Below are 22,698 nucleotides of genomic sequence, written 5' to 3'. Positions count from 1 at the left end.
GCCTACCGCTCTCCCAGAATCTGCTCGATCAGGGCCATGGACTCCCTCAGGCCCAGGGCCTGAGCCCGGATGCTGCTGTACCGTGCAGCCATATTACGGACTTCCACGGGATCCGTGATCAGTCGATTCACGTGCTGCGCCGCCACGTAGCCGATCTGCGGCCGACCAGGGGGAGTGAGGAGAGCGAACGAGCCTCCCATGCCCGCGTGATTCATCCGGTCGAGGGGCATCACCTGGAGCTCCGGGCCTCGCATGTCGCCGACCTTGAGGAGGTGCTCGAGCTGTTCCCGGTGGACGTCCCAACCACCCAGGGGGCGTCGCAACACGCTCTCGTCGATCACCCACGTCACCACCGGCAATGGCCACCGGGCGAGGATCTCCTTCCGGGCCATCCGAGCTGCGACCCACTCGTCGACCTGGTCGGGGGAGAGCAGAGGTCGACGCATGTCGTACAGCGCTCGGATGTAGGCTTCCGTCTGCAAAAGCCCCGGGATCACCATCGTGCTGTAGTCGTGGATCTCGATCGCCTTCGACTCCTCGGCCGTGAAGGCCTTCGAGAACGCCGGGTGGCGCTCGCTGATCCGGATCTTCGCCTTCATCACGTCGTCCGCGATGAGCTTCAGCGCCCCGCCCGCGCCCACGGCGTCGTCCACCTTCGCCAGGATCTCGATTCTCGGCGTCCGCTTCCCCCGCTCCACCGCACCCAACATGTCCTCGCTGTAGCCGATGATGTCGGCCAGTTCGCGCTGCGTCAGCCCCGCCCGCTCGCGGAACATCTTCATCAACTTGCCCACGGCGCTGTAGAACTCCGCCACCCCGTCCGAGTTCTCCGCCGTCTCGCCGTCGTCGAAGACCGTACGCTCGACACCACTCACCATGGGAATCACCCCTGCTCACACGTGTTTGCGACCGAATGATCCGAGCCGCCCCGACCGGTCGACCCTCCGCGTCCGGACAAGCACCCTCCGTGCTCGCCGGACTCGTGGTCAGCGTACGTCCGGCGGGCCACGCTTTTCTCCATGACGACCGAAATCCCGCTCGACAACCCCCGCCGTCACACCATCACACTCGACGCCACACCGAAGGGGGCCTGCCTCTGCCGCGCCGTCACCAGACGCCAACTCGCGCTCTGGGGAGTCGATTCCACGTTCGGAGAGGCGTTCCACTCCGCGCTGATCATCGTCGCGGAGCTGGCGTCGAACGCGATCAGGCACGGTCGCGTTGCGGGGCGCGGATTCGAGCTGCACCTCTGTCTCACCACCCTTGTGCGCCGGGGCGCCACCCTCCGGATCGAGATCTCCGACTGCCGAGGCGACCGCCTCCCCGTCCTCGCCGCCCTGCCCACCGCCCGGACCTCGGACGCCCAGTCCGGCCGGGGGCTCGTCCTGATCGACGCCCTCGCCGACCGTTGGGGCACCGTTCCCCGCCACCCCAACGCCAAGACCGTCTGGGCCGAACTCGACCTCGCCGATGCCGACTGAACCCCGCAGCGGCGGCGGGAGCGCCGCACTCTGCACCCTGCTCCCGTTCGTGCTGCTCCTCGCCCTGCTGGCGTGGGCCTACCCCCTGACCGCCCGCCACCACGATCGCCATCCGCACTCCGGCCCGTTCCCCGTCCCCACCTCCACGGCCACGCCCCGTTGACCCCGGTGGAGCGGGACGCGGCCGCCGGGCTTCGAGCAGGCCTCGAAGCCCGGCGGCGCGGGTCGGAGTGGCGCCTCCGGGAGCTCCTCCGAGGCCGCCTTCGCCGGCCTGGTGGCCGGCGCGGGCGCATCCGTTCCGGCCGTGGTGCCGTGGGCCGCGGCGGTCACGCGAACGACGGCCACCGGTGGGCGGCCCACTCGCGCCAGCCCGTCCAGCCGGGTGGCGGGTCGGTGGGACCGGCGCCCGTCAGTTCCGCCGCGTCGGGCTCCTCGAAGTGCGCCCGCCCGTACAGGATGTCCGCCTCCGACAGGGGCAGCGTCTCATCGGGGGTGGTCGCCCAGCGGTGGGCGATGCGGGCGCGTTGGGTCTCATCGTCCACCGGCAGATAGACCATGTGGAAGCACGCGCCCTCGGCCTCCGCCAGCCGGCGGATCGCGGCCCGTTCGTCCCGTGACCAGCAGCCGTAGTCCAGGACGACGTTGGTCCTCAGCTTGACCGCCTCCAGGGCGAGCCAGAGCATGCGTCCTTCCAGTACGTCGCGCTTCCCGTCGGCCTCCGCCTGGTCGAACAGGGGAATCATCCAGTCGTCGGTCGACAGGCGCAGCGCGCCGTGCTCCGCGGCGAGTTGTCGAGCCCTCGTGGTCTTTCCGGCCCCTGGAAGGCCGACCATCAGGAACAACGTGGTCATACCCGGATCCTGGCAGGGAGACCGACCGGAAGACCACCCCTTCGTCTGCGCGCGCCCACCGGCCGGTGGCTGTACGTCCACAGGACGAGGTGGTGCGGGACCTCGGGATCACGGCGAGACGATCTCGGTCGTTCGGTGAGCTGACGACGGTGCGTCAGGGCGCGTGATGTCGTGGGGATCACCGAGCACCCGTACCACCGTGGGAGAGACACCTCATGAACGCGCACACCTTCCGCTGGAAGGCGGTCGTCGCCGCGGCCGTCGCCGTCGGAACCCTCGCCGTCACCGCCCCGTCCGCCGTCGCCGCCCAGCGGCCGGACGTCGTCCAGCAGCGGATCGACGCGTTGGTGCGGGAGGGCGGGGCGCCCGGGGCGCTGGGGGCCGTCCGGTACCTCGACGGCCGGAGCCGGAGCTACACCGCCGGGGTGGGCGACGTGAGCACGGGGGCGAAGGTGCCCAGGGACGGGCAGGTGCGGATCGGCAGCAACACCAAGACGTTCACCGCCGCCGTCGTGCTCCAACTCGTCGGCGAGGGACGGATCCGGCTGGACGCGCCCGTGGAGCGGTACCTGCCGGGCGTCGTCGACGGCAGCGGCATCACCGTCCGCCAACTCCTCCAGCACACCAGCGGGTTGCCCAACTACACGCGCTACCTCGGCGACGACGTCCGCCTGTACCAGCCCCGCGAGCTGGTCGAGATCGCGCTGCGCCACCCGGCCGACTTCGCGCCGGGGGAGGGGTGGGCGTACAGCAACACCAACTACGTGCTCGCCGGCCTGGTCGTCCAGGAGGTCACCCACCGCCCCCTCGCCGAGGAGATCGACCGGCGCGTCATCCGCCCGCTCGGGCTGCGGCACACCTACTTCCCGGCCCCCGGCGACACGGCGATCCGCGAGGCCCATCCGCACGGCTACTACCGGGAGTCGGCGGGCGGGCCGCTGATCGACATCACGGACATGGACCCCTCCTGGGCCTGGGCGGCCGGGCAGTTGGTGTCCACCACCTCCGACCTCAACCGGTTCTTCGGCGCCCTGGTGGACGGAGAGCTGCTCCGGCCGGCGCAGCTCGCCGAGATGCGGCGGACCGTCGACGCCGGAAAGCCGTTCGCCCCCGGCGCCAAGTACGGTCTGGGGTTGGTGAGTTCGCCGTTGTCCTGCGGCGGGGTCTCCTGGGGCCACGGCGGCAGCATCCCGGGGTACGAGACGCGCGGCGGCGCCACCGAGGACGGGCGCGCCGCGAACATCACCATCACCGTGCAGCCGGACGACGAAGCGACGGCGCGGCGGCTTGAGGCGGCCGTGGACGCGGCGCTGTGCGGTGCCGGGCGCGCGGGTTAGCTTGTGATTTATCCACCTGCCTCGAACAAGCAGGCCTGGTGATCACTCGTTCGGGTGTCTTTGGGGCGTGGGCACGGCCTTCGCGTAATCCTGAACTCGACTAAGGGTTACAGGACTTGACGTGAAGGCCGTGCTGGTGATTGTGGTGGAACAGGATGTCCAGGGCGAGCCGTTCGCCGAACTGTCACGCGTCCGGGGGGTCTTCTACGACTGCCTGACCAGGCGGCGCGACGCGTTGTTCGAGCTGACCGACGCAGTGCTGTGCACCGACGGGCCGGTGAAGACCCTGGTGGGCCTGGCGCTGGCGCCCGAGCACCGGCGCGGGCACGGTGCCCTGTACGGCGCGCTGAACCAGGGCCGGCCGGACGTCGAACGGCTGCGGACCGAACTGGCCGGCCTGCCGCCGGCACGCGCCGCCGACGGCCGCCTGGTGCTCGCGGTGGACGTCTCGCCGTGGCTACGGCCGGACGCGGGGACCTGCCCGGACCGCTCCTTCTGCCATACCTACGGCCGCGGCGACGCCAAGCACCAGATGATCCCGGGCTGGCCGTACTCCTTCGTGGTCGCGCTGGAGACCGGGCGGACGTCGTGGACGGCGATCCTGGATGCGGTGCGGCTGAAGCCCGGCGCCGACCCGGCCGCCATCACCACCGCCCAACTCCGCGACGTGATAGTCCGGTTGATCACTTCGGGGCAGTGGAAGGCCGGCGATCCGGAGGTCCTGGTGGTGATGGACGCCGGCTACGACGCCCCGCGCATCGACCACCTGCTCGGTGACCTGCCGGTGCAGGTCCTCGGCCGGCTCCGCTCGGACCGGGTGATGCGCCGCCCGGCGCTGACCCGGGCCGAGTGGCACGCGGCTCATCCAGCAGGGGGCCGGCCGCCCGAGCACGGTGGCGAGTTTGTCTTCGGCGACCCCGCCACCTGTGGCGACGAGCAGGTGGTCACCACCACCGAGACCCGCCGCTACGGCACCGCCGTGGCCAGGGCCTGGGACCGGCTCCACCCCCGGCTGACCCGACGGGCGGCTTGGCTGGACCACGACGGCGAGCTGCCGCTCCTCGAAGGCGCGGTGATCCGTCTGGCCGTCGAGAAGCTGCCCAGCGGCGGGGTGAACCGGCCGGTCTGGCTCTGGTGGTCGCGCACCGGCGCCGACCCCGCCGACGTCGACCGCTGCTGGCAGGCGTTCCTGCGAAGGTTCGACCTGGAGCACACGTTCCGCCTGCTCAAGCAGACGTTGGGCTGGACCCGGCCCCGCCTGCGGGACTCGGCGGCGGCCGACCGCTGGACCTGGATCGTCATCGCCGCACATACTCAGCTCCGCCTCGCCCGCCCGCTCGTCGCCGACCTTCGCCACCCCTGGGAGAAGTCGGCGGAACCGAACAAGCTCACCCCCGCCCGTGTCCGACGCGGGTTCAGGAACCTGCACACGAAGTCTTCTTCACCAGCGCGTGCACCGAAACCCACCCGCCCTGGCCCGGGGCGGCCGCTGGGTTCGAAGAACCAGCGGCCCACCCCCCGCTACGAGGTGGGCAGAGTCCTGGCCACCGGCGAGGCATGCGCCCGGCCCGCCCATCATCAGAAGGGCACCGAACCCCGACGATCAAGCTGACACGACGACCAAGGCCCGGCACACTGCCGTCATGCGCATCGACGAACCGGCCAGACTGATCGCCAGCAGGGCCCTGATCTATGTGGGGATCATCGCGGCCTCGCCGGTGTTGTTGATCGCCGGAGAACCGATCCGCCGCCGGTACCTCCGCTACGTCTACCGGGACGGCGCACCCCTGATCGTCGACAAGGAGAACGGATGGGTCAGCTTCCACTACTACGTGGTGCTGAATCGGCTCCTGTACTGGCTCTGCTGGCCGACAGCGTCCCTCATCGATCTCGCCCGACGAGGTCGTTAAACGACAAGGTCAGGGCCTGTTTCATAAGCGTCAGCCAGCCCTGCCGATGTCGGCTGTGTGATCAGCCAGTACGGTCGCCCTCATGGCGACACCGGTACTGCGGGCGATCGAGTGGGACGGGACGTCGTGGGACGACCCGTCCGACCATCAGCTGCACGATCTCCTGGCCGACATGAGCTTGACCTGGCGGTTCGTTGTGGTCGAGCGACTCGACCTCGAACCGGCGGGTCAGCACTACATGCAGGTCTATCTCAACGACGACCTCAGCTACCAGGTCGAATACCGTGACGGCGGCCCGGACAGGCACTTCCGAGCCCATGTGCCGCGCACGCACGAGGCGTTCGCCGTCGAGCCCGTTGCCGAATTGCTTCAGGACTGGGCCAACAACCGGCCGGGCTGGCGTGAAGCGCTTCCCTGGGCTCCGTTGCCGACTGCGGAACCGGTGGGATGAACTACGTGCCGCGCGAGGGAGTCGGTGCCTGCGGCGGCCCTCTGGAACACTGACCGGATGCTGCTACCCACCACCGCCGACTTGATCGAGATCGTGGAGGTCGTGCGGATCACCGACCCCCACGGCTGGCCCGCGTGGGAAGACTCCGTTCCCGGTGACACGATCGGGATCTGGGAGGACGCGCAGGAGGTGCTCACGCAGGTTGCGGGAATCCCACCGGGCGTCAGGATGCGGTGCTTCATCCCCGGCTTCGCGCTTCGGGCCCGCACCGGCCGCCATCCGGTCTTCCCGGAGCAGGTCCTCTTCGAGATCGCGTTCTGCTTCGACTGCCGAGCTGTCAGGCTCTACGGCCCCGCTGTGACAAGGGACATCGCGTATCAGACGTTCGACCCCGACAGCATCGAGGCTCGAGACCTGAGGCGCCGGTTCCAGGGGTGCACCCGACGACCGGAGGGTGCGTAGCCCGGATCGGCAGCGTGGCGTTCCCTGCGCGCGCTGGTGATCGAGGAAACCCGAGGCTGGGGAGACGGAGACCACGGCGGGGCCGAATGCGTCACCGGGGTGGGAGCGGCAAGCACAGCCTTCCCCGACAACGCGGCCGTCGCGAAGCGGATCAACTAGCCAGTACCCCTTCAGGAGGACGACAGCCTGCGGTTCCGTCCCTATGGTCCAGACCTATGAGATTAAGAGGACCACTGAGAACCGTCGGCATCGCGCTCGCCCTGGTACTCGCCGGTGCGGGTACCGGGGCGGCCGAGGCGGCGCCGGAGCAGCGGCCCCGCCCACCGGTGTGGACGGACTGCCCCGCCGACCCGTCCGGGGCCCCGGCGGACCCGCGGCTGCGCTGCACCACGGTGCGCGTGCCGCTGGACTACCGGGCCCCGCGCGGGCGGACCATCGAGATCGCGGTGTCGAAGCTCCCCACCGCCAAGCCGGGGCTGCGGCGCGGGATCCTGGTCCACAACGGCGGCGGGCCGGGGATCGCGAGCCTGCACCTGCCCACGGCCCAGGAGGCCGGTTACCCCCAGGAGGTGCTGGACCGCTACGACCTGGTGAGCTTCGACCCGCGCGGGGTCGGCCGCAGCACGCCGGTCACCTGCGGCCGGACGGCGGCCGGGGTGCCGTACGAGCTGGTCTTCCCGTTCCCGGCCCCGGACGGCTCGATCGCCCCCAATGTGCGCTACGCCCGTGACCTGGCGCGCGACTGCCTCGCCGGGGACCGCGAGCTGATCCGGCAGACGACCACCGCCAACACGGCGCGCGACCTGGACCGCATCCGCGCCGCGCTCGGCGAGTCGAAGATCTCCTACCGCGCCGCGTCGTACGGCACCTACCTGGGCGTGGTCTACGCCGAGCTGTTCCCGGGGCGCGCGGACCGCTTCGTGCTGGACGCCAACGTCAGCCCCAACGTTACCTGGCAGGACCGTCTCGCCACCTGGGACCACGCCAGCGAGCTGCGCTTCGAGGACTTCGCCGCCTGGGCGGCCGAGCGCGACGCGACCCTGCGGTTCGGCGCGACCCCGGCGGCCGTGCGCGCCAACTACCTGGCGCTGGCCGCGAAGCTGGACCGGACACCGGTGAACCACCCGGTGGCCGGGCCGGTCAACGGCAACCTGTGGCGCACCGTCTACCGCCTGGACTCGTACCACACCGCGCTGTTCCAGGAGATCGCCGACTGGTGGCGCTTCCTCGCCGACGACGGCACCGGGCCGGTCCCGTACTGGTGGCTGGCCAAGGGCCCCTCGGACGTCCCCGAGGACAACGACGTGGCCGCGCTGACGGCGGTGCTCTGCAACGACACCCCGGCGTCGCGCGACCTCGCCGGGTACCAGCGCAGGGTCACCGAGAGCGGACGGCGCAACCCGATCCTGAACGGCATGGGCGCCAACGTCTGGCCGTGCGCGTTCTGGCCGGCCCCGGTGGAGCCCGCGGTGCGGATCACCGACCGGGGACCGAGGAACATCCTGCTGCTGCAGACCGAGCGCGACCCGGCGACCCCGCTGGTCGGCGCGCTCGGCATGCGGGCGACGCTCGGCGAACGGGCCCGGATGGTCACGGTGGACAGCGGCAACCACGGCGCCTACGACCGCTGGGTGCCGTCCTGCGCGGTGACCGCCGCCGACCGCTTCCTGAGCACCGGCGTGCTGCCGGAGCGGGACCTGTCCTGCCGGCCGTCCCCGCCGTCCTGAGGGCCGGCAGGAGGCACGGCGCGCCGGTGTCCGCCGGTACGGAGACGTCCGTACCGGCGGACACCGGGAGCGTGCCCGGCCCACCCCGGCGGCCGGGCGGCGCGGGTCCGCGGCCGGCGTCAGCGGATCAGGTGGACCTCCGGGTGGGCGGGGGAGGGCGTGGTGAACAGCGGCGTCGGGCGGTGGCGCAGGTGGAGGTCGAAGAAGGCGGCCAGGTAGGCGCGTTGGGCGGCGACGGCGCGGGCCGGGTCGATGGTGCCGAGCAGGTGGTCGACCTCGTCGGCGGGCCAGGGGAGGACGGGCCGGGCGGCGGTCAGCAGCACCTCCAGGTCGGCGAAGCTGCCGTGCCCGGAGCCGTCCAGCCGCAGCTGGCGGCGCCAGGAGGTGAGGCGCGGCCAGAGCGCGTCCCACATCGCGTCGCGGGCCGGGCGGACGTCCGAGGCGCCGAACAGCAGCAGTGGGCGGTCCAGTCCGTCGGTGGCGACGGTGCCGAAGACCGGGCCGTCGAGCGAGGCGCCGGCCAGCACCCGCGGGTCGTCGTGCAGGGTCTGGACGGCCGTGGCGCCGCCCATCGAGTGGCCGGCCACGCCGACGGCGGTGAGGTCGAGCGCCGCGCCGAGGCCGGGCGGGAGGGGGCGGTGCTCGGCGTCGGGGTTGGTGCCGGCGGCGAGGTCGGTGAGCCGGTCGAGCACGAAGCGGGTGTCGGCGGTGCGGTAGGCGACGATCTCCTCGTCCGTCATGGCGAACACGGCGGGCTTGTTGCGGACCTCCAACCGGCCTTCCGGGAAGGCGACTTCGCCGGCATCGAAGGTGTGGTCGAGGACGACGACCGCATAGCCCCGGGAGGCGAGGTCCTCGGCGGCGAGGGTGCCGAAGGAGCGGTCGGCGCGCGAGCCGGGGGAGTAGAGGACCACCGGATGGCGGGCGGTGCGGTCGGCGGGCGCGTCCTGGCGCGCGTGGGTGGTCGGCCAGGTGAGCCGGCCGGGGGTGACGCCGAGGTAGTCGGCCTCCAGGTGGGCCTGTTCGGCCGGCCCCGTCCACGGCGCGAGCCGGTGGGCGGGCGCGCCGCAGGCGGCGGCCGGGTACCAGAGCTGCGCCATCAGTTCGCGCGGACGCGGGGTGGGCGCCCAGCGGTCGGGGCGCCGTGGGTCGACGAGGTGGAGCGTGGTGGTGCCGACGGGCAGCGGGCCGCCCGGCGCGGGGAGGGTGAGCGGGATCGGGGCGGTGACGGTGCTGCTCGAAGCGGCGGCCGGGGTCGCGGTGCCGGTCGTGACGAGGGCGCCGGCGGCGAGCAGGACGGCGAGCGCGGCGGCGGCCGGACGGTGACGGCGGTGGGGCATGGGGGAGTTCCTTCGCTGGCGGGTTCGGCTGTGCGACCCCACCGTGGCGCCCGGACCCCGTCCGGCGCGTCGGGCCGTGGGCATACGACCGTGGTCGGATGCCGGCCCGGCCGCCCGTGGCTAGCCTGGCCGGGTGCAGAACGACCAGCGCGTCGCGCCCGTCCCGTGGACCAAGCGGCTGGCGCCCGCGCACCGGACCTGGACGGACCCGCTCGCCGCGCTGGGCGGCACGGCCGTGACCGCCGCCCGGGTGCTCGACGCCGCCCGGGACTTCGACCCGCACGGGCGCGGCAACCCGCCGCCGGACGGCCCCGCCGCGGTGGCCGTCGCCCTGCTCGCCACCGTGGTGCTCGGCATGGCGCTGGCGCTGCGGCGGCAGGACCCGGGGCGGGCGTGCGGGCTCGCCGCGCTCGCCTGGGCGGGCACGGTGGTGGGCTGCCGGCAGCCCGCGATCGGGCTGGTCGTCGGGTTCTGGGCGGTGCTGGTCGGGGTGCTGGTGGCGTACACGGCGGCGGCCCACGACCGGCGGGCCGCCCGGGTGGCGCTCGGTGCGGCCGCCGCCGGTTGGGCGGTCACCCTGGCCGCGCCCGGCGAGGTGGACGGCAACCTGCCGCTCGCGGTGCTCGGGCAGGCGGTCGGCTGGGCGGTGGGGGACGCGGTACGCCGGCACCGCGCGCACAGCGCCGCCCTCGCCGCCCACCGGGCCGCCCTGGAGCGCGCCGCCCGCTCGGAGGAACGACTGCTCCTGGCGCGGGAGGTGCACGATGTGGTGGCGCACAGCCTGGGCGTGGTGAGCGTCCAGGCGGGCTTCGGGCGGTACGCGCTGGAGCGCGCCGCGCAGCAGGACGGTCCGGCCGGCGCCGCGCTCGCGGCGATCCGGGCGGTGAGCGCGGAGGCGCTGCGCGAGACCCGGGCGCTGCTGGCCGTGCTGCGCGAGGACACCGGGCCGGGCGCGCCGCCCGCCCCCGCGCCCGGTCTGACGGCGGCGGACCTGGCGCGGCTGGCGGAGCGGACGGGCGCCGCGGGCGTTGCCGTGCGAGTGCGGATCCACGGCCCGGAGCGTGAACTGCCGCCCGGCGTGGGCCTGTCCGGCTACCGGATCGCGCAGGAGGCGCTCGCCAATGTGGTCCGGCACTCCGGCGCGGCGTCGGCCCGGGTGGAGGTGGAGTACCGGGACGGCGAGCTGTGGCTGGAGGTCACGGACGACGGCCCCGCCCCGGGCCGCGTTCCCGTCGCGATGCCGCAGGGCGGAACCGGCCTGGCCGGGATGCGCGAGCGGGTGGCCCCGTACGGTGGCTGGTGCCTCGCCGGGCCGACCCCGGCCGGCGGGTTCCGCGTCACGGCGGTCCTGCCGCTGGACGGCGCGGCGGCGGTGCGGCCGTGACGATCCGGGTGGTGGTCGCCGACGACCAGGCCCTGGTGCGGGCCGGGTTCGCCGGCATCCTGCGGCTGGCCCCCGGTTTCGCGGTGGCGGGCGAGGCGGCGGACGGCGCCCAGGCCGTCGAACTCGCCCACCGGGAGCGGCCGGACGTCGTACTGATGGACATCCGGATGCCCGGCCTGGACGGCATCGAGGCCACCCGCCGGATCACCGCCGGACCGTCCGGCAGCCGGGTGCTGATCCTCACCACCTTCGAACTCGACGAGTACGTACGCGGCGCGCTGCGCGCCGGGGCCGGCGGCTTCCTGCTCAAGGACGCCGAGCCGTCCGAACTCCTCGCCGCCACCCGGGCGGTGGCGTCCGGCGAGGCCGCGCTCGCGCCCAGCATCACCCGCCGGCTGATCGCCGGACTGCTCGCCGACGGGGCGGCCGGCGCCCCCGAGGACCCGGCCCGCACCCGGGCCCGCGCGGCCGTCGCCGCGCTCACCGCCCGCGAGCGCGAGGTGCTCGCGCTGGTCGGCGACGGCCTCACCAACCCGGAGATCGCCGCCCGGCTGCACATCACCGAGGGCACCACCAAGACCCACATCGGGCGGCTGCTCCACAAGCTCGCCGCCCGTGACCGCGTCCGCCTCGCCATCCTCGCCCACCACGCGGGCCTCTCCCGCTGACCGCGGCCGGGCTTCGAGGTTTTACCGAACGGTCGACCAATCGGCCCGCGGGCCCGGGTAGCGTCCAGCCCGTCCCCCCTTCGAACCCGCCGAGAGGTGTGCCATGAACCCGGTCGATCTGTACGAGGCGGCGTCCGCGCTGCCGACGCCGTGGAACTCCCGTGTGCTCGGGCGGGTGGGAACCGCCGCCGTGAAGGTCCTGCGGATGGACGGGCGGCCGCTGCCGGTCGAGGTGCATGACGCGGCGGAGCTGCTGCTGGTCCTCGACGGACGCCTCGAACTGCTCGTCGAAGACGTCGAGTTGACGCTCGGACCGGGTGAGGTTTACCGGGTGGCGGCCGGTGCCCGGCACGCCGTGCGACCGGGCAGCACGGGGACGCTGGTCCTGGTGGAAGAGGCGGGCTGAGGCCGGGGCGGGCCCGGCGGCTCAGCACCACTCCTCCAGAGAGAGCAGGGTCCGGCGGTCGGCGGAGACGAACTCGAACGGCCGGTAGGTCGGGGACTCGCCGCTGTCGGCGAGCCGGTCCTCGGCATGGCCCCAGCTTCCCAGGCAGACCGGTGGCGGACATGAGCCGGGGCCGGTCGCGAGGGGAGATCGCGACCGGCCCCGGCTGTCGGGGAGGCGGGCGGTGTCAGCGCAGCCAGGCGTGGTCGCGGACGACCGGGAGGGCGGCCCAGCGGCGGGCGAGGCCCCAGGTGGCGCCGGCGCCGGTGACCGCGAGGGCGATGAGCAGCAGGGCGTAGACGACGTGGTAGTCGAGCAGTGGGTTGGTCGAACCGCTCGCGCCGCCGTCGGTGAGGTGCCGGGCGGGCGGCCACTCGGCGGCCCACATCAGGGCGAGCAGCGCGGTCCCGCCGGCGGCGGTGACCCGCAGCGCGACACCGCCGACCAGCGCGAGCCCGATGCCCAGCAGGCCGAGCATGAACATCCAGTCCGCCCAGGCCTGGCCGGCCATCGCGTGGAAGGTCCCGCGCAGCGGGCCGGCGGCGACGTGGCTGAGGAAGCCCTTGGTCGGCGAAACCCCGTTGAGCCAGGCCCGGCCGTCGGCGGTGGAGTAGCCGAGGCCGAAGGTCTTGTCGGCGAACGCCCAGAGGAACACGGAGCCGAGCGCGATCCGGGCGGTGGCGAGGGCGGCGCCGCTCGCGGTGACCGGAGCGGCGGCGGCGGCGGAGGCGGCGCGGCGCAGGGAGGTGCCGGAGGTACGGGCGGCGGTGAGGTGCTGAACGGCCATGGCGGGGCTCCTCGGTGGGGGCGGGTCCTCGGACGGGACCAGGGGCGGCCCGACGGACGTCGGACCGGGCCGTGCGGCGGAGCGGCGGTGCGGTTCGTTCTGGGGTAAAGCCTGCCGCCCGCCCACCCCCGGGTCTGCGGGCCGTTGGTCCCGGCCGGGGGAACAACGGTCCCGATGACGCGAGAACGAGGTCTCGGTAGGTTCTTCTTGGGGCCGGCGGACCGGCGGCCGGATGGGAGCACTGTTCGCATGAGGGAGCCGATGCGGGGCGCGGCCCCGACGGTGGCGCTCCGGGAGGGCAATGACCTGGTCCTCGCCGAGCTGCGGGACGGTGGGCTCGTCCGGCGCTCCCGGCTGCCGGGGTGCCAGGTCCGCGGACTCCGGGCGTACCCGGTGCGGATCGTCCGCCACGATCACGGGGTCTCCGTGGTCGTGGCGTCCGCAGACGGCGGTGCCCCCGTGCACGTCGCGGACGGCGTGGGCGGCGCGTTCGCCACCGTCCCGGCCTCACCGGCCACCGACCCGCAGCCGGGCCAGTACCACGTGCTGCGGGACGGGACGACCGTGCTGGTCGGTGCGGAGCACTGGTCGACGCCTCTCGGGAGAGTGCGCAGTGTGCACCGGTTTCCCTGGGGAGCGACAGCCTGGGAGCGGATCGACGTCCCGGACCGGTACCTCGTCCTCGGCGCCACCAGCACCTCGGAGGAGCCGCTGGTGCTGACGGGCGGCAGGCTGGAGCCGCCGGGCCGCTCGGGCGAGGAGCGCTCCGTGCCCGTGCTGCTCACCCCGGCGCCCGCCGGGCACGGGTGGCGTGAGATCGACCCCGCAGGGTGGGGGCGGCCGTCGGGCGGCCGGCGCGGAAGGATGCAGAGCGCCCTGGTCGTCGAGCCGGGCACGGGCGCGTTCGTCACGGCGGTCGGGGCCGGGAACCTCTGGTGCGCGACCACCGAGTTCGGCCTCTGGTGGGAACACACCGTGCTCCACGGGATGGACTCGGCCGATCGATCGTGGTCGTTCCGCGCCCGCTCCAACGACATAGTGGCGGGGCGGCCCTCGGTCACGGCGGACGGTGCCACCGTCGTCATGGAATCCGGGCAGCTGTGGCGCTACGGGCGGGGGACGCACCGGTGGACGGCCACGGACCTGGCCCCCGTGCTGCGCGGCCTGCTCCCCGGCGCCCCCGGTGTCGCCGTCACCGACGCGGTGGTGGCGGGGGACCGGCTGCTGCTGGCGGTCGGACCCTCCGGGCAGGAGCTGTCCCGGGCCACGGTCGTCTGCTCGCTCCGGCCGGACGGGACGGGCGTCGAGACGCTGTACGACGCCGCGGACCCGGACCACCAGGTGCGCGCCCTGATGGCCTGACGCCCGCGGATCCCCGGGGCGTCGCCGGGGCGGACGGAGCGTTCTCCGGCAGGGGATAACCTTGGGTGCCCCGGAGGCGGGCGGCCGACCCAAGAGGAAAGTAGCGTGGCGTACCACAGGCAGGACCCGGCACTGATCGGGCGGCGGCGGGAGACGGAGCTGCTGGCCGGTGCGCTGGCCCGGGCCGGGGGCGGGGCGGGCGGTGGCACGGTGCTGCTGCGCGGTGACGCGGGTGTGGGCAAGAGCACGTTGCTGGCCTGGACCGAGCGCGTCGCGCGCGAGCGGGGGTTCACGGTGCTGCGCGCGGTCGGCGCCGAGGCCGAGACGGACCTGGCGTTCGGCGCCCTCCACCAGGCCCTCTGGTCGCTGCTCCAGCGCTCCGACGCGCTCTCCGCCCACCAGCGGGACGCCCTGGAGAGCGCGTTCGGCGCCCGCTCCGGCACCCCCAGCGGCTTCGCCGTCGGCGCCGCCGCGCTGGCGCTGCTCGCCGACGCGGCGCGCACCGCCCCCGTCCTGCTGGTCCTGGACGACCTGCACTGGATCGACTCCTCCAGTGCCACCGTCTTCGGCTTCCTGCACCGGCGCAGCGCCGAGCTGCCGCTGGTGATCGTCGGCGCCAGCCGCCCCGACGGCACGGCCGCGCAGACCTGGTCGGCCGAAGCCGTCGACGTCCGGGCGCTGCCCCGGGCGGACGCCGCCGTGCTGCTCGGCACCTGCTACCCGGACCTGGCCGGGAGCACCCGCGACCGGGTGCTCGCCGAGGCGGACGGCAACCCGCTGGCCCTGGTGGAGCTGCCCCGGCAGCTCGCCGCCGCCCAGCAGCGCGGGGTCGCCCCGCTGCCCGAGCGGCTGCCGCTCGGGCGCCGGCTGGAGCGGATGTTCGCCGAACGGCTGGACGCGATGACCCCGGAGGTCGGCCGGCTGCTGCTGCTCGGCGCCCTGGCCACCGGCCCGGACCTCAACAGCGGCACCTGGCTGCGCGCCCTCCCGGACGGCCAGGTGCGGGAGACCCTGGAGCGGATCGAGGCGGACGGCCTGGCCCGGCTCGACGACACCGGGCAGCTGGTGTTCCGCCACCCGCTGGCCCGCACCGCCGTGGTCTCCGCGGCCTCCGACGCCGCGCGCCGCGACGCCCACCGGGCGCTGGCCGCCGCCCTCGCCCCGGGCGACCCCCGGCGGCTGGTCCACGAGGCCGCCGCCGCGCTGCTGCCCGACGCCGACCTCGCGCGGCGCCTGGAGGCGGCCGGCCGCGACCTCGCCGAGCGCGGCGGCGCCGCCGAGGGCGCGCTGCTGCTCGAACGCGCCGCCGTGCTCAGCCCCGACGCCGACGACCGCGTCCGCCGGCTCACCCGGGCCGCCGTGGTGGCCGCCCACGGCGGCCAGTTGCGCCACACCGCCGCCCTGGTCGAGGAACTGAAGACCTGCACCGTCCCGCCGGACGTCGCGCCGCTGTTCGCCTACGCGGTGGTCTACGCCGACCAGAGCCACCACATCGACTTCGCGTCCTCGGCCGCCCTGCTGCCGGGCGCCCTCGACACCCTGACCGCACCGGGCGCCGACACCTTCGGCGGGCTGGTCGAACAGGCCTACTTCAAGCTGCTGCTGGCCGCCAGCTACACCGACGACCCATGGGCCTGGCAGGCCCTGCGCCGGCACCGGGACGCCGTCTCCGAGGTCGGCCGGCTCTGCCTGCGGGCCTGGACCGAGCCCGGCCCGGGCGTCGCCGACGCCCTGCTCGCGGTGGCCGGGGACCTGACCGAGGAGCAGGAGGCCGGCGCGGCCTGGCTGCTGCTCTGGACCAGCTCGGCCCTCGACTGCCCCGAGGCCGACCTGTGGCAGCGCTTCACCGGGCTGCACGGCTACGCCAGCCAGGGCTCGGTGGCGAAGGCCAAGTGCCACCAGGACTTCCTGCTCGGCGACTGGGACCGGGCCGGGGACTGCCTGCGCGAGGCGGAGATCGCCGAGGAACTGGGCTACCACACCAACGCCCTGCTGTTCCGCCAGTACCACGCCGCCTTCCTGGCCGGCCGCGGCGACCAGGCCGCACTGGACGCGGTCGACCGGGCCGTCCGCCCGATCGCCACCCGCGCCCGGATGCGGTACGTCCTCGACCGGCTGACCCATCTGCGCGGGCTCGCCGCGCTCGCCCACCAGCGGCACGAGGAGGCGTACGCGCACATCGGCGAGCTCGTCCCGCCGGGCCGGCCGGCCGGCGGCCCGCCCTGGCAGCACGCGCTGGTGTTCGACCTGGTGGCGGCCGCCGTGCACACCGGCCGCCGGGAGGAGGCACTGGCCCACCTCGCCGCCGCGCGGGCGGCCCGCTCCGCGGAGATCTCCGGCCGGCACGCCTTCCTGGTCGCGGCCGCCGCCGCGGTGGCCGCCGAGGACGACGACGCCGACGACGCCTACCGCGCCGCCTACGAGGTGCCGGGCGCCGAGCGGTGGGTCTTCGACCTCGCCCGGCTGCGGCTCGCCCACGGCTCCTGGCTGCGCCGCCGCCACCGCCCGGGGGCCCGGGAGGTGCTGCGCGCGGCCCACCACGTCTTCCGCCGGCTGGAGGCCGGGCCCTGGGCGGCGCAGTGCGAGGAGGAGCTGCGGGCCGCGGGCGACCTGGTGGTCCCGCCGCAGCGCGGCCCGGCCGCGGTCCCGTCCGCCCCGACCCTGCTGACCGGCCAGGAGCTGCGGATCGCCCGGCTGGCCGCGACCGGCCTGACCAACAAGGAGATCGGCCAGCGGCTCCAGCTGTCGCCGCGCACGGTCGCGGCGCACCTCTACAAGATCTTCCCCAAGCTCGGCATCACCTCCCGCGCCGCGCTCGCCCACGCCCTCGCCCAGACCGTCGGCCCGGCCTGACGTACCCGCTGCCGAGGCCCCCGCCCAGCACACCAGTCAGATGACCTAACCCTTCGCTTGCCCGGTCGGTCAGGCTGATCGGGCAGGGATTCGACGGAAGGGCGGTCAGATGGGCATGCGGGTGACGACCGCGGCGGTCCCGGACGGCGAGAAGGCGGCGTACCTGGGCGGGGCGGTGTCGCGGACGCTGGTACCGGTCGAGCTGCGCCCGCTCACCGGACGGCCGTTCGACGGCCAGCTGGTCTCGCACCGGCTCGGATACGTACGGGTCTCCACGCTGGAGGCGGACGCCGCCCGGTTCTCCCGCACGGCCGCGCTGATCGCCCGCGCCCCGCGGTGCGAACCGCAGGTCGGGGTCGGCGTGCAGGTGTCCGGCCGGGCCGTGCTGCAGCAGGACGGGCGCCGGGCGGAGGTGGCGGCCGGCGGGCTCGTCCTCTACGACACGGCGCGCCCGTACGCCTTCGACTACCCCGAGCGGTTCCGCACCCACCTGTTCCACCTGCCGCGCCGGCTGCTGGGCGTGCCGGAGCGCGATCTGCGGCAGGCCTCGGCGACGGCCGTCGGCCCCGCCGACGGGTGCGGACCGGTGCTGCTGTCCTTCCTCGGCGGCCTCGCCGCCTCCGCCGACTCCTACCCCGCCCCGGTCGGCGACCGGCTGGCCGGCAGCGTCGCCGACCTGCTCAGCGCGCTCGTCGCCCAGCTCACCCTGACCCGCCCGGCCGACGGGCCGGACAACCCCAACGCGCGGCTGGTCCGCCGGATGCGCGAGTACATCGACCGGAACCTGGGCGACCCCGCGCTCGCGCCCGAGCGGATCGCCCAGGCCCACCACATCTCGGTCCGGTACCTGCACCGGCTGTTCGAGGGCGAGGGAGTGACGGTGAGCAGGCTCATCCAGCAGCGCCGGCTGGAGGCGTGCGCCCGTGAGCTGACCCGGCGCGGCCGCACCGCGCCGACGGTCTCGGCGGTCGCCCAGCGCTGGGGGTTCGTCAATCCGGCACACTTCAGCCGGGCCTTCCGCGCCGCCTACGGCGTGCCGCCGCGCGAATGGCGGGCCCGTGGGTTAGGAGCGGAGGAAACCGGCTGACGCGGCCGGCGACGAGCCGGCGCTCACCACCGACCGAAAGCCAGGAGCGAAGAGTTGTCCGACCCCACCCCCTTTCCCGACCGCGGACCGGTGCTCGACCGGGCGCTCCAGGAGTTCCTGGCCGCCCGGGCGGCCGACCGGTCGGCCGGGGAACCGCCGGACCTCCTCGCGCTGCTCCCCGCCGGCTACGAGACCGGCGACCGGCCCGGCGGCGGGCCCGGCGGGGGCGACCCGGACCCCGACGACCCGGACCCGGACGACCCATACGGCACCACCACCGAGTGGCTCGCCCTGCCCTGCGGCCCCACCGGCCGGGTGTCCGTCCAGGTGACCAGACCCGCCGGCGCCGCCGAGCCGTGCCCCGTGGTGCTGTTCCTGCCCGGCCTCGGCTGGTCGCCCGGCGACGCCGCCGGCTACCGCCGGCTGGTCCGCGAGGTCGCCCTGGGCACCGACGCCGCCGTGGTGTTCGTCGACTACACGCGGGCGCCCGCCGCGCGCTACCCGGTGGCCGTCGAGCAGTGCTACGCCGTGGTCCGGTGGATCCACGCGCACGGCCACGAGATCGGGCTGGCGGGGGAGCGGGTGGCCGCCCTCGGCGACTCCGCGGGCGCCAACCTGGTGGCCGCCCTGACGCTGCTGGCCCGCGAGCGCGGGGACGTCCGGCTGGTCCACCAGGTGCTGGTCTGCCCGGTGACCGACGCGGACTTCGACACCCCGTCCTACCGCCGGTTCGCCACCGGCTACTTCCTGCACCGCGACCACATGCGCCGCTACTGGGACGCCTACCTGCCCGACGAGCGCCGGCGCCGGGAGGCCACCGCGGCGCCGCTGCACGCCACCCTGGAGCAGCTGACCGGGCTGCCGCCGGCGCTGGTGGTCACCGCCGAGGCCGATGTGCTGCGCGACGAGGGCGAGGCCTACGCGGCCCGGCTCCGGGCGGCCGGGGTGCCGGTGGTGGCGATCCGCTACCAGGGCACCGTGCACGGCTTCCTGCTGCTGGACGCCCGCTGCCCGACCGGCACCGCGCGGGCCGCGCTGATCCAGGTGGTCGACACCGTGCACGTCGCCCTGCACCGGCGCGCGTGGTGACGACGGCCGGCCGGCGGGCGGTCGGCGGGCCGTCGGGCCCGGTGGACGGCCCGGGCCCGGACGACCGGTTCGGGCACGGCGTCGCGGTGTGAGGACGGCGGGTGCCCGGCGTCCGCGGTGGGGCGGACGCCGGGCCGCGGCGTGTCGTCGTGCGTGTTGTCGTGCGGGCCGGCCCGGTCAGCCGGTCGGCGGGGCCCAGTGGGCGTCCGGGGCCGAGAGCCGGTGGGCGGCCACGGTGGTGGCCAGCAGCAGGAACGCGGTCAGCGCCAGGGCGATCACGAGGTGGCCGTGCAGGATCAGCACCGCGCCCACCAGGCCGCCGAGCAGCATCGCGAGGGCCGACAGGATCCGGCGCCCCGGGCGGGGCCCCGCGCCGCCGGCCGCCGGGGAGTCGGCGGCCAGGCCGGTCAGGGTGAGCGTGAGCACGGTGGTGGTCAGGTCGGGCACGCCGAGCCGGCGGGCCGAGGCGTTCTGCAGACCCATCGCCAGGCCCAGCAGCACGATCAGCGGGTACTGGGCGCGGTCGCCGTCGACGGCCGCGGCGGTGCCGGCCGCCGCGGCCGTGAGGAGCGTCTGGACACCGGCGGCCACGGTCAGCAGGCGTCCCCGGTGGGCGGCCGTCCGGGCGGCCAGCCGCCCGCCGGTGAGCGCGCCGGCCAGGAAGGCCGCCAGCGAGACCAGTGAGGCGACGGCCGACAGGCCCGGGGCGCCCGCGAGGGCGAACCCCAGGAAGACCACATTGCCGGTCATGTTCGCCACGAACACGTGCCCGAGACCGAGGTAGCTCACCGCGTCGACCACCCCGGTGGCGAGCGTCAGCAGCAGCATCAGCGGCGGCAGCGGCCCGTGCCGGTCGGCGCGCGGCGGGACCAGCGTGCGCAGGGCGTCAGTCAGCAGCGCGCGCACCGGCTGCCGCTCCCGTCGTCGGGTCCGTGTGGTGCAGGACGGCCCGCGTCAGCAGACCGCTGACCGGCCCGAACACCGCGGCGGCGAGGGCCAGCCAGAGCGGCCAGGAGGTCAGGCCGACGGCGTGGTCCACGGAGAAGCGGCCCGCGCCGGTGAGCGCGAGCGAGCCCGTGACCACCACCAGCACCAGCGGGTACTCGTAGCCGTCGTTCTGCACCCAGAGCCCGTGCGGCACCTTGACGGTGATCGCCACCGTCATCACGCCCATGGCGACCATGGCCGCCAGCGGGGTGAGCGCGCCCAGGGCCAGGAACAGGCCCGAACCGATCTGTCCGACGCCGGCGGCGAGCGCGGTGAGCGTCCCGCCCCGGAACCCGTCGTGCCGGAACTCCTCGGTGCCGCCCGTGAGGCCGTTGCCGCCGAGGTGGTAGCTCACCTTCTGTACGCCGTGTCCGGCGATGAGCAGGCCCACCACCACCCGGATGATCAGCAGTCCGGTATCCATCGTGTCCTGTTCCTGTTCCTCGTCATGGTGTCTGTGGTCGAAACGGGCCGTCCCCGGCCCGTGGTGTGCGGGCCGGGGACGGCGGCGGGCGTCAGAGGACGAAGCACGGGTCGAACGGCAGCTCCCGCTCGACGTGCCGGCCGCGCGCGACGCGCCAGGTGCGCTGCAGCTCGGACTCGGCGACGACCTCGCCGAGCAGCTCCGCCTGGCGGGCGCCGCTGGACTGGTAGCCGCCGAAGCGGGCGACCGGGCTCCACTCGGGGGTGATCGGCGGAAGCTCCTCGTCCAGGCCCTCGTACTCGGCGGCCGCGTGCACGATCCGGCCGCCGACGACGGTCAGCACCGACTCGATGTGCGGGATCTCCGCCTCGGGCACGGTGAAGAAGTCGTCCGACAGCACCGCGAGGTCGCCGTAACTGCCGGGCCGCAGCATGCCCTTGACGTCCTGCTCGCCGGTGAGCGCGGCGCCCGCCGTGGTGTACATCGCGAGCGCGGTCTCCCGGTCCACCCGGTTCTGCGGCGGGCGCATCGCCAGGCCGCCGACCGTGCGGCCGGAGACCAGCCAGTGCAGGGCGACCCACGGGTTGTAGGAGGAGACCCGGGTGGCGTCGGTGCCGGCGGCGACGTTCAGGCCGCGGTCCAGCATCGCGCGGATCGGCGGGGCCTCGGCGGCGGCGCCGGCGCCGTAGCGGCGGGTGAAGGTCTCGCCCTGGAAGGAGAGACGGTTCTGCACGGAGAGCGCGCCGCCGAGGCGGGCGATCCGGTCCAGGCTCTCCCGGGAGACGGTCTCGGCGTGGTCGAACAGCCAGCGGTTGCCCTGCGGGAAGAGGCCCTCGGCGGCGAGCTTCTCGAACACCGCGAGGTCGCGGCGGATCGTCTCGTCGTAGGTGGCGTGCAGCCGGAAGCCCCAGCCGTTCTCCATGAGCAGCCGGACTGCCTTCTCGAACTCGGCCTCGTAGGAGCCGAGTTCGGGGCGCGGCTCGGCGAAGTTCTCGAAGTCGGCGGCGGCCCAGGTGAGGTTCTCGCCGGCACCGTTGAGCCGCAGCCACTCGTCGCCGTCCTCCGGGCGGACCATCTCGATCCAGCGCTTGAGGTCGTCCAGCTCCTGGCCGCCGGTCTGCGGGAACAGGTGGTAGGCGATGCGCAGCGAGAGCAGGCCCTCCCGGGCGAGCTCGGTGACCGTCGCGTAGTTCTCCGGGAAGTTCTGGAAGCCGCCGGCGGCGTCGATCGCCGAGGTCAGGCCGAAGCGGTTCAGCTCGCGCAGGAAGTGCCGGGTGGAGGCCTTGCGGTCCTCGGGCGGCAGAGCGGGGGCCTTGGCGAGGGTGGAGTAGAGGACCAGCGCGCTGGGCGCGGCCAGCAGCATGCCGTTGGGCTCGCCGTTGCGGCCCCGGACGATCTGGCCGCCCTTCGGGTCGGGGGTGGTCGCGTCGTAGCCGACCGCCTTGAGCGCGGCGCGGTTGAGGATCGCCGACTGGTAGAGGTGGAGGACGAACACCGGGGTGTCCGGCGCGGCCTCGTTCAGCTCGGCGGGCGTGGGCAGCCGGCGCTCGGCGAACTGCTCGGCGGACCAGCCGCCGACCACCCGCACCCACTGGCCCCCGGGCGTGCGGGCGGCCTGCTCGCGCAGCATCGCCAGCGCCTGGCGCAGCGAGCGCACGCCGTCCCAGCGCAGCTCCAGGACGTAGCTGAGGCCGCCCCGGATGACGTGCAGGTGGGCGTCGTTGAGGCCGGGCACGACGCGCCGGCCGAGCGCGTCCACCACGGTGGTGGACGCGCCGACGAACGGGGCGACGTCGGCGTCGTCCCCGACGGCGGTGATCACGCCGTCCCGGATCGCGAGGGCGCCGGCCTGCGGGCGGCGGGCGTCCCCGGTGTGGATCCTGGCGTTGCGGACGACGACGTCGGCGGCGTTCGCGGCCGCGTCCTCCTCCGTGCGGGGGACGATCCCGCCGACCGGCATGACAGACACCTCGAAAGCCTCCTGTGCTGGGGTGCGACCGCCGCCCGACGTGGGCGGCGGCGTGGGGGCGGCGGCCGAACGGGCCCGGGGGCC

At 74.7% G+C, this 22,698-nt stretch carries 22 protein-coding genes; 15 read left to right on the top strand and 7 right to left on the bottom strand.

What is annotated here, in order from left to right:
* Nucleotides 1-2: 2 nt before the first annotated feature.
* Complete coding sequence (locus ABTX81_RS03300; protein ID WP_350541230.1) at nt 3-878, bottom strand: helix-turn-helix domain-containing protein; 876 nt, start codon at nt 876-878, stop codon at nt 3-5.
* A gap of 141 nt (nt 879-1,019) precedes the next feature.
* On the opposite strand from ABTX81_RS03300, the gene ABTX81_RS03295 reads away from it, so the two are divergent.
* A complete protein-coding gene (locus ABTX81_RS03295) occupies nt 1,020-1,481 on the top strand; it encodes an ATP-binding protein (RefSeq protein WP_350541229.1) in 462 nt (153 codons plus the stop codon).
* Entirely contained in the window at nt 1,471-1,644 is a 174-nt protein-coding gene (locus tag ABTX81_RS03290; RefSeq protein WP_350541228.1) for a hypothetical protein, read from the top strand. The genes ABTX81_RS03295 and ABTX81_RS03290 overlap by 11 nt, the downstream gene beginning before the upstream one ends.
* A 163-nt stretch (nt 1,645-1,807) precedes the next feature.
* Here the strand turns inward: ABTX81_RS03290 and ABTX81_RS03285 are convergent, their stop codons facing one another.
* The gene (locus tag ABTX81_RS03285) at nt 1,808-2,332 is read right to left on the bottom strand and encodes a P-loop nucleotide/nucleoside kinase family protein (RefSeq protein WP_350541227.1); all 525 of its coding nucleotides are present in this window, start codon (nt 2,330-2,332) and stop codon (nt 1,808-1,810) included.
* 215 nt (nt 2,333-2,547) lie between these two features.
* On the opposite strand from ABTX81_RS03285, the gene ABTX81_RS03280 reads away from it, so the two are divergent.
* The 6 genes from ABTX81_RS03280 to ABTX81_RS03255 all read left to right on the top strand — a co-directional run bounded on the left by ABTX81_RS03280 (nt 2,548) and on the right by ABTX81_RS03255 (nt 8,219).
* A complete protein-coding gene (locus ABTX81_RS03280; protein WP_350541226.1) occupies nt 2,548-3,669 on the top strand; it encodes a serine hydrolase domain-containing protein in 1,122 nt (373 codons plus the stop codon).
* A gap of 136 nt (nt 3,670-3,805) precedes the next feature.
* The gene (locus ABTX81_RS03275; protein WP_350541324.1) at nt 3,806-5,281 is read left to right on the top strand and encodes an NF041680 family putative transposase; all 1,476 of its coding nucleotides are present in this window, start codon (nt 3,806-3,808) and stop codon (nt 5,279-5,281) included.
* 31 nt (nt 5,282-5,312) lie between these two features.
* A complete protein-coding gene (locus ABTX81_RS03270; RefSeq protein WP_350541225.1) occupies nt 5,313-5,579 on the top strand; it encodes a hypothetical protein in 267 nt (88 codons plus the stop codon).
* Nucleotides 5,580-5,661: 82 nt separating this feature from the next.
* Nucleotides 5,662-6,030, top strand: coding sequence for a hypothetical protein (locus ABTX81_RS03265; RefSeq protein ID WP_350541224.1), 369 nt, complete (start codon nt 5,662-5,664; stop codon nt 6,028-6,030).
* A 57-nt stretch (nt 6,031-6,087) separates the two neighbouring features.
* Nucleotides 6,088-6,492 carry a hypothetical protein gene (locus ABTX81_RS03260; RefSeq protein ID WP_350541223.1) on the top strand — a complete coding sequence of 135 codons (405 nt, stop codon included), beginning with the start codon at nt 6,088-6,090 and terminating at the stop codon, nt 6,490-6,492.
* Between the two features lie 215 nt (nt 6,493-6,707).
* Entirely contained in the window at nt 6,708-8,219 is a 1,512-nt protein-coding gene (locus ABTX81_RS03255) for an alpha/beta hydrolase (protein WP_350541222.1), read from the top strand.
* 119 nt (nt 8,220-8,338) lie between these two features.
* On the opposite strand, the gene ABTX81_RS03250 is transcribed toward ABTX81_RS03255, so the two are convergent.
* Complete coding sequence (locus ABTX81_RS03250) at nt 8,339-9,559, bottom strand: alpha/beta hydrolase family protein (protein WP_350541220.1); 1,221 nt, start codon at nt 9,557-9,559, stop codon at nt 8,339-8,341.
* A 133-nt stretch (nt 9,560-9,692) separates the two neighbouring features.
* Between ABTX81_RS03250 and ABTX81_RS03245 the strand changes: the two genes are divergently transcribed.
* The 3 genes from ABTX81_RS03245 (at nt 9,693) to ABTX81_RS03235 (ending at nt 12,017) form a co-directional block, all read left to right on the top strand.
* Nucleotides 9,693-10,943: a sensor histidine kinase gene (locus tag ABTX81_RS03245; RefSeq protein WP_350541219.1), complete on the top strand. Its 1,251-nt coding sequence runs from the start codon at nt 9,693-9,695 to the stop codon at nt 10,941-10,943.
* On the top strand, nt 10,940-11,611 hold the full coding sequence (locus ABTX81_RS03240; protein WP_350541218.1) for a response regulator: 672 nt from the start codon (nt 10,940-10,942) through the stop codon (nt 11,609-11,611). Before ABTX81_RS03245 ends, ABTX81_RS03240 begins: the two co-directional genes overlap by 4 nt.
* A gap of 103 nt (nt 11,612-11,714) precedes the next feature.
* Nucleotides 11,715-12,017 carry a cupin domain-containing protein gene (locus ABTX81_RS03235; protein ID WP_350541217.1) on the top strand — a complete coding sequence of 101 codons (303 nt, stop codon included), beginning with the start codon at nt 11,715-11,717 and terminating at the stop codon, nt 12,015-12,017.
* A 226-nt stretch (nt 12,018-12,243) separates the two neighbouring features.
* Here ABTX81_RS03235 and ABTX81_RS03230 read toward each other — a convergent pair whose 3' ends face one another.
* The gene (locus tag ABTX81_RS03230) at nt 12,244-12,843 is read right to left on the bottom strand and encodes a hypothetical protein (RefSeq protein ID WP_350541216.1); all 600 of its coding nucleotides are present in this window, start codon (nt 12,841-12,843) and stop codon (nt 12,244-12,246) included.
* 249 nt (nt 12,844-13,092) lie between these two features.
* Here ABTX81_RS03230 and ABTX81_RS03225 point away from each other — a divergent pair, with 249 nt between their 5' ends.
* From ABTX81_RS03225 to ABTX81_RS03210, 4 genes are all read left to right on the top strand, one after another.
* Nucleotides 13,093-14,205, top strand: coding sequence for a hypothetical protein (locus ABTX81_RS03225; protein WP_350541215.1), 1,113 nt, complete (start codon nt 13,093-13,095; stop codon nt 14,203-14,205).
* A 105-nt stretch (nt 14,206-14,310) separates the two neighbouring features.
* A complete protein-coding gene (locus tag ABTX81_RS03220; RefSeq protein ID WP_350541214.1) occupies nt 14,311-17,058 on the top strand; it encodes a helix-turn-helix transcriptional regulator in 2,748 nt (915 codons plus the stop codon).
* Between the two features lie 115 nt (nt 17,059-17,173).
* Complete coding sequence (locus ABTX81_RS03215) at nt 17,174-18,145, top strand: AraC-like ligand-binding domain-containing protein (RefSeq protein WP_350541213.1); 972 nt, start codon at nt 17,174-17,176, stop codon at nt 18,143-18,145.
* A gap of 54 nt (nt 18,146-18,199) precedes the next feature.
* Nucleotides 18,200-19,234 (top strand): alpha/beta hydrolase, encoded by a 1,035-nt coding sequence (locus tag ABTX81_RS03210; RefSeq protein ID WP_350541212.1) that lies wholly within the window; start codon nt 18,200-18,202, stop codon nt 19,232-19,234.
* A gap of 177 nt (nt 19,235-19,411) precedes the next feature.
* Here the strand turns inward: ABTX81_RS03210 and ABTX81_RS03205 are convergent, their stop codons facing one another.
* The 3 genes from ABTX81_RS03205 to ABTX81_RS03195 form a co-directional block, all read right to left on the bottom strand.
* Nucleotides 19,412-20,140, bottom strand: coding sequence for a YoaK family protein (locus ABTX81_RS03205; RefSeq protein ID WP_350541211.1), 729 nt, complete (start codon nt 20,138-20,140; stop codon nt 19,412-19,414).
* A complete protein-coding gene (locus tag ABTX81_RS03200; RefSeq protein WP_350541210.1) occupies nt 20,121-20,645 on the bottom strand; it encodes a DoxX family protein in 525 nt (174 codons plus the stop codon). The genes ABTX81_RS03205 and ABTX81_RS03200 overlap by 20 nt, the downstream gene beginning before the upstream one ends.
* Before the next feature lie 91 nt (nt 20,646-20,736).
* A complete protein-coding gene (locus tag ABTX81_RS03195) occupies nt 20,737-22,605 on the bottom strand; it encodes an amidohydrolase (protein ID WP_350541323.1) in 1,869 nt (622 codons plus the stop codon).
* Between the last annotated feature and the right edge of the window lie 93 nt (nt 22,606-22,698).

The organism is Kitasatospora sp. NPDC097605, assembly GCF_040302725.1.
GTDB lineage: Bacteria > Actinomycetota > Actinomycetes > Streptomycetales > Streptomycetaceae > Kitasatospora.
Note: the sequence above shows the minus strand (reverse complement) of the source record. Positions and strands in the feature narration are given on the sequence as shown.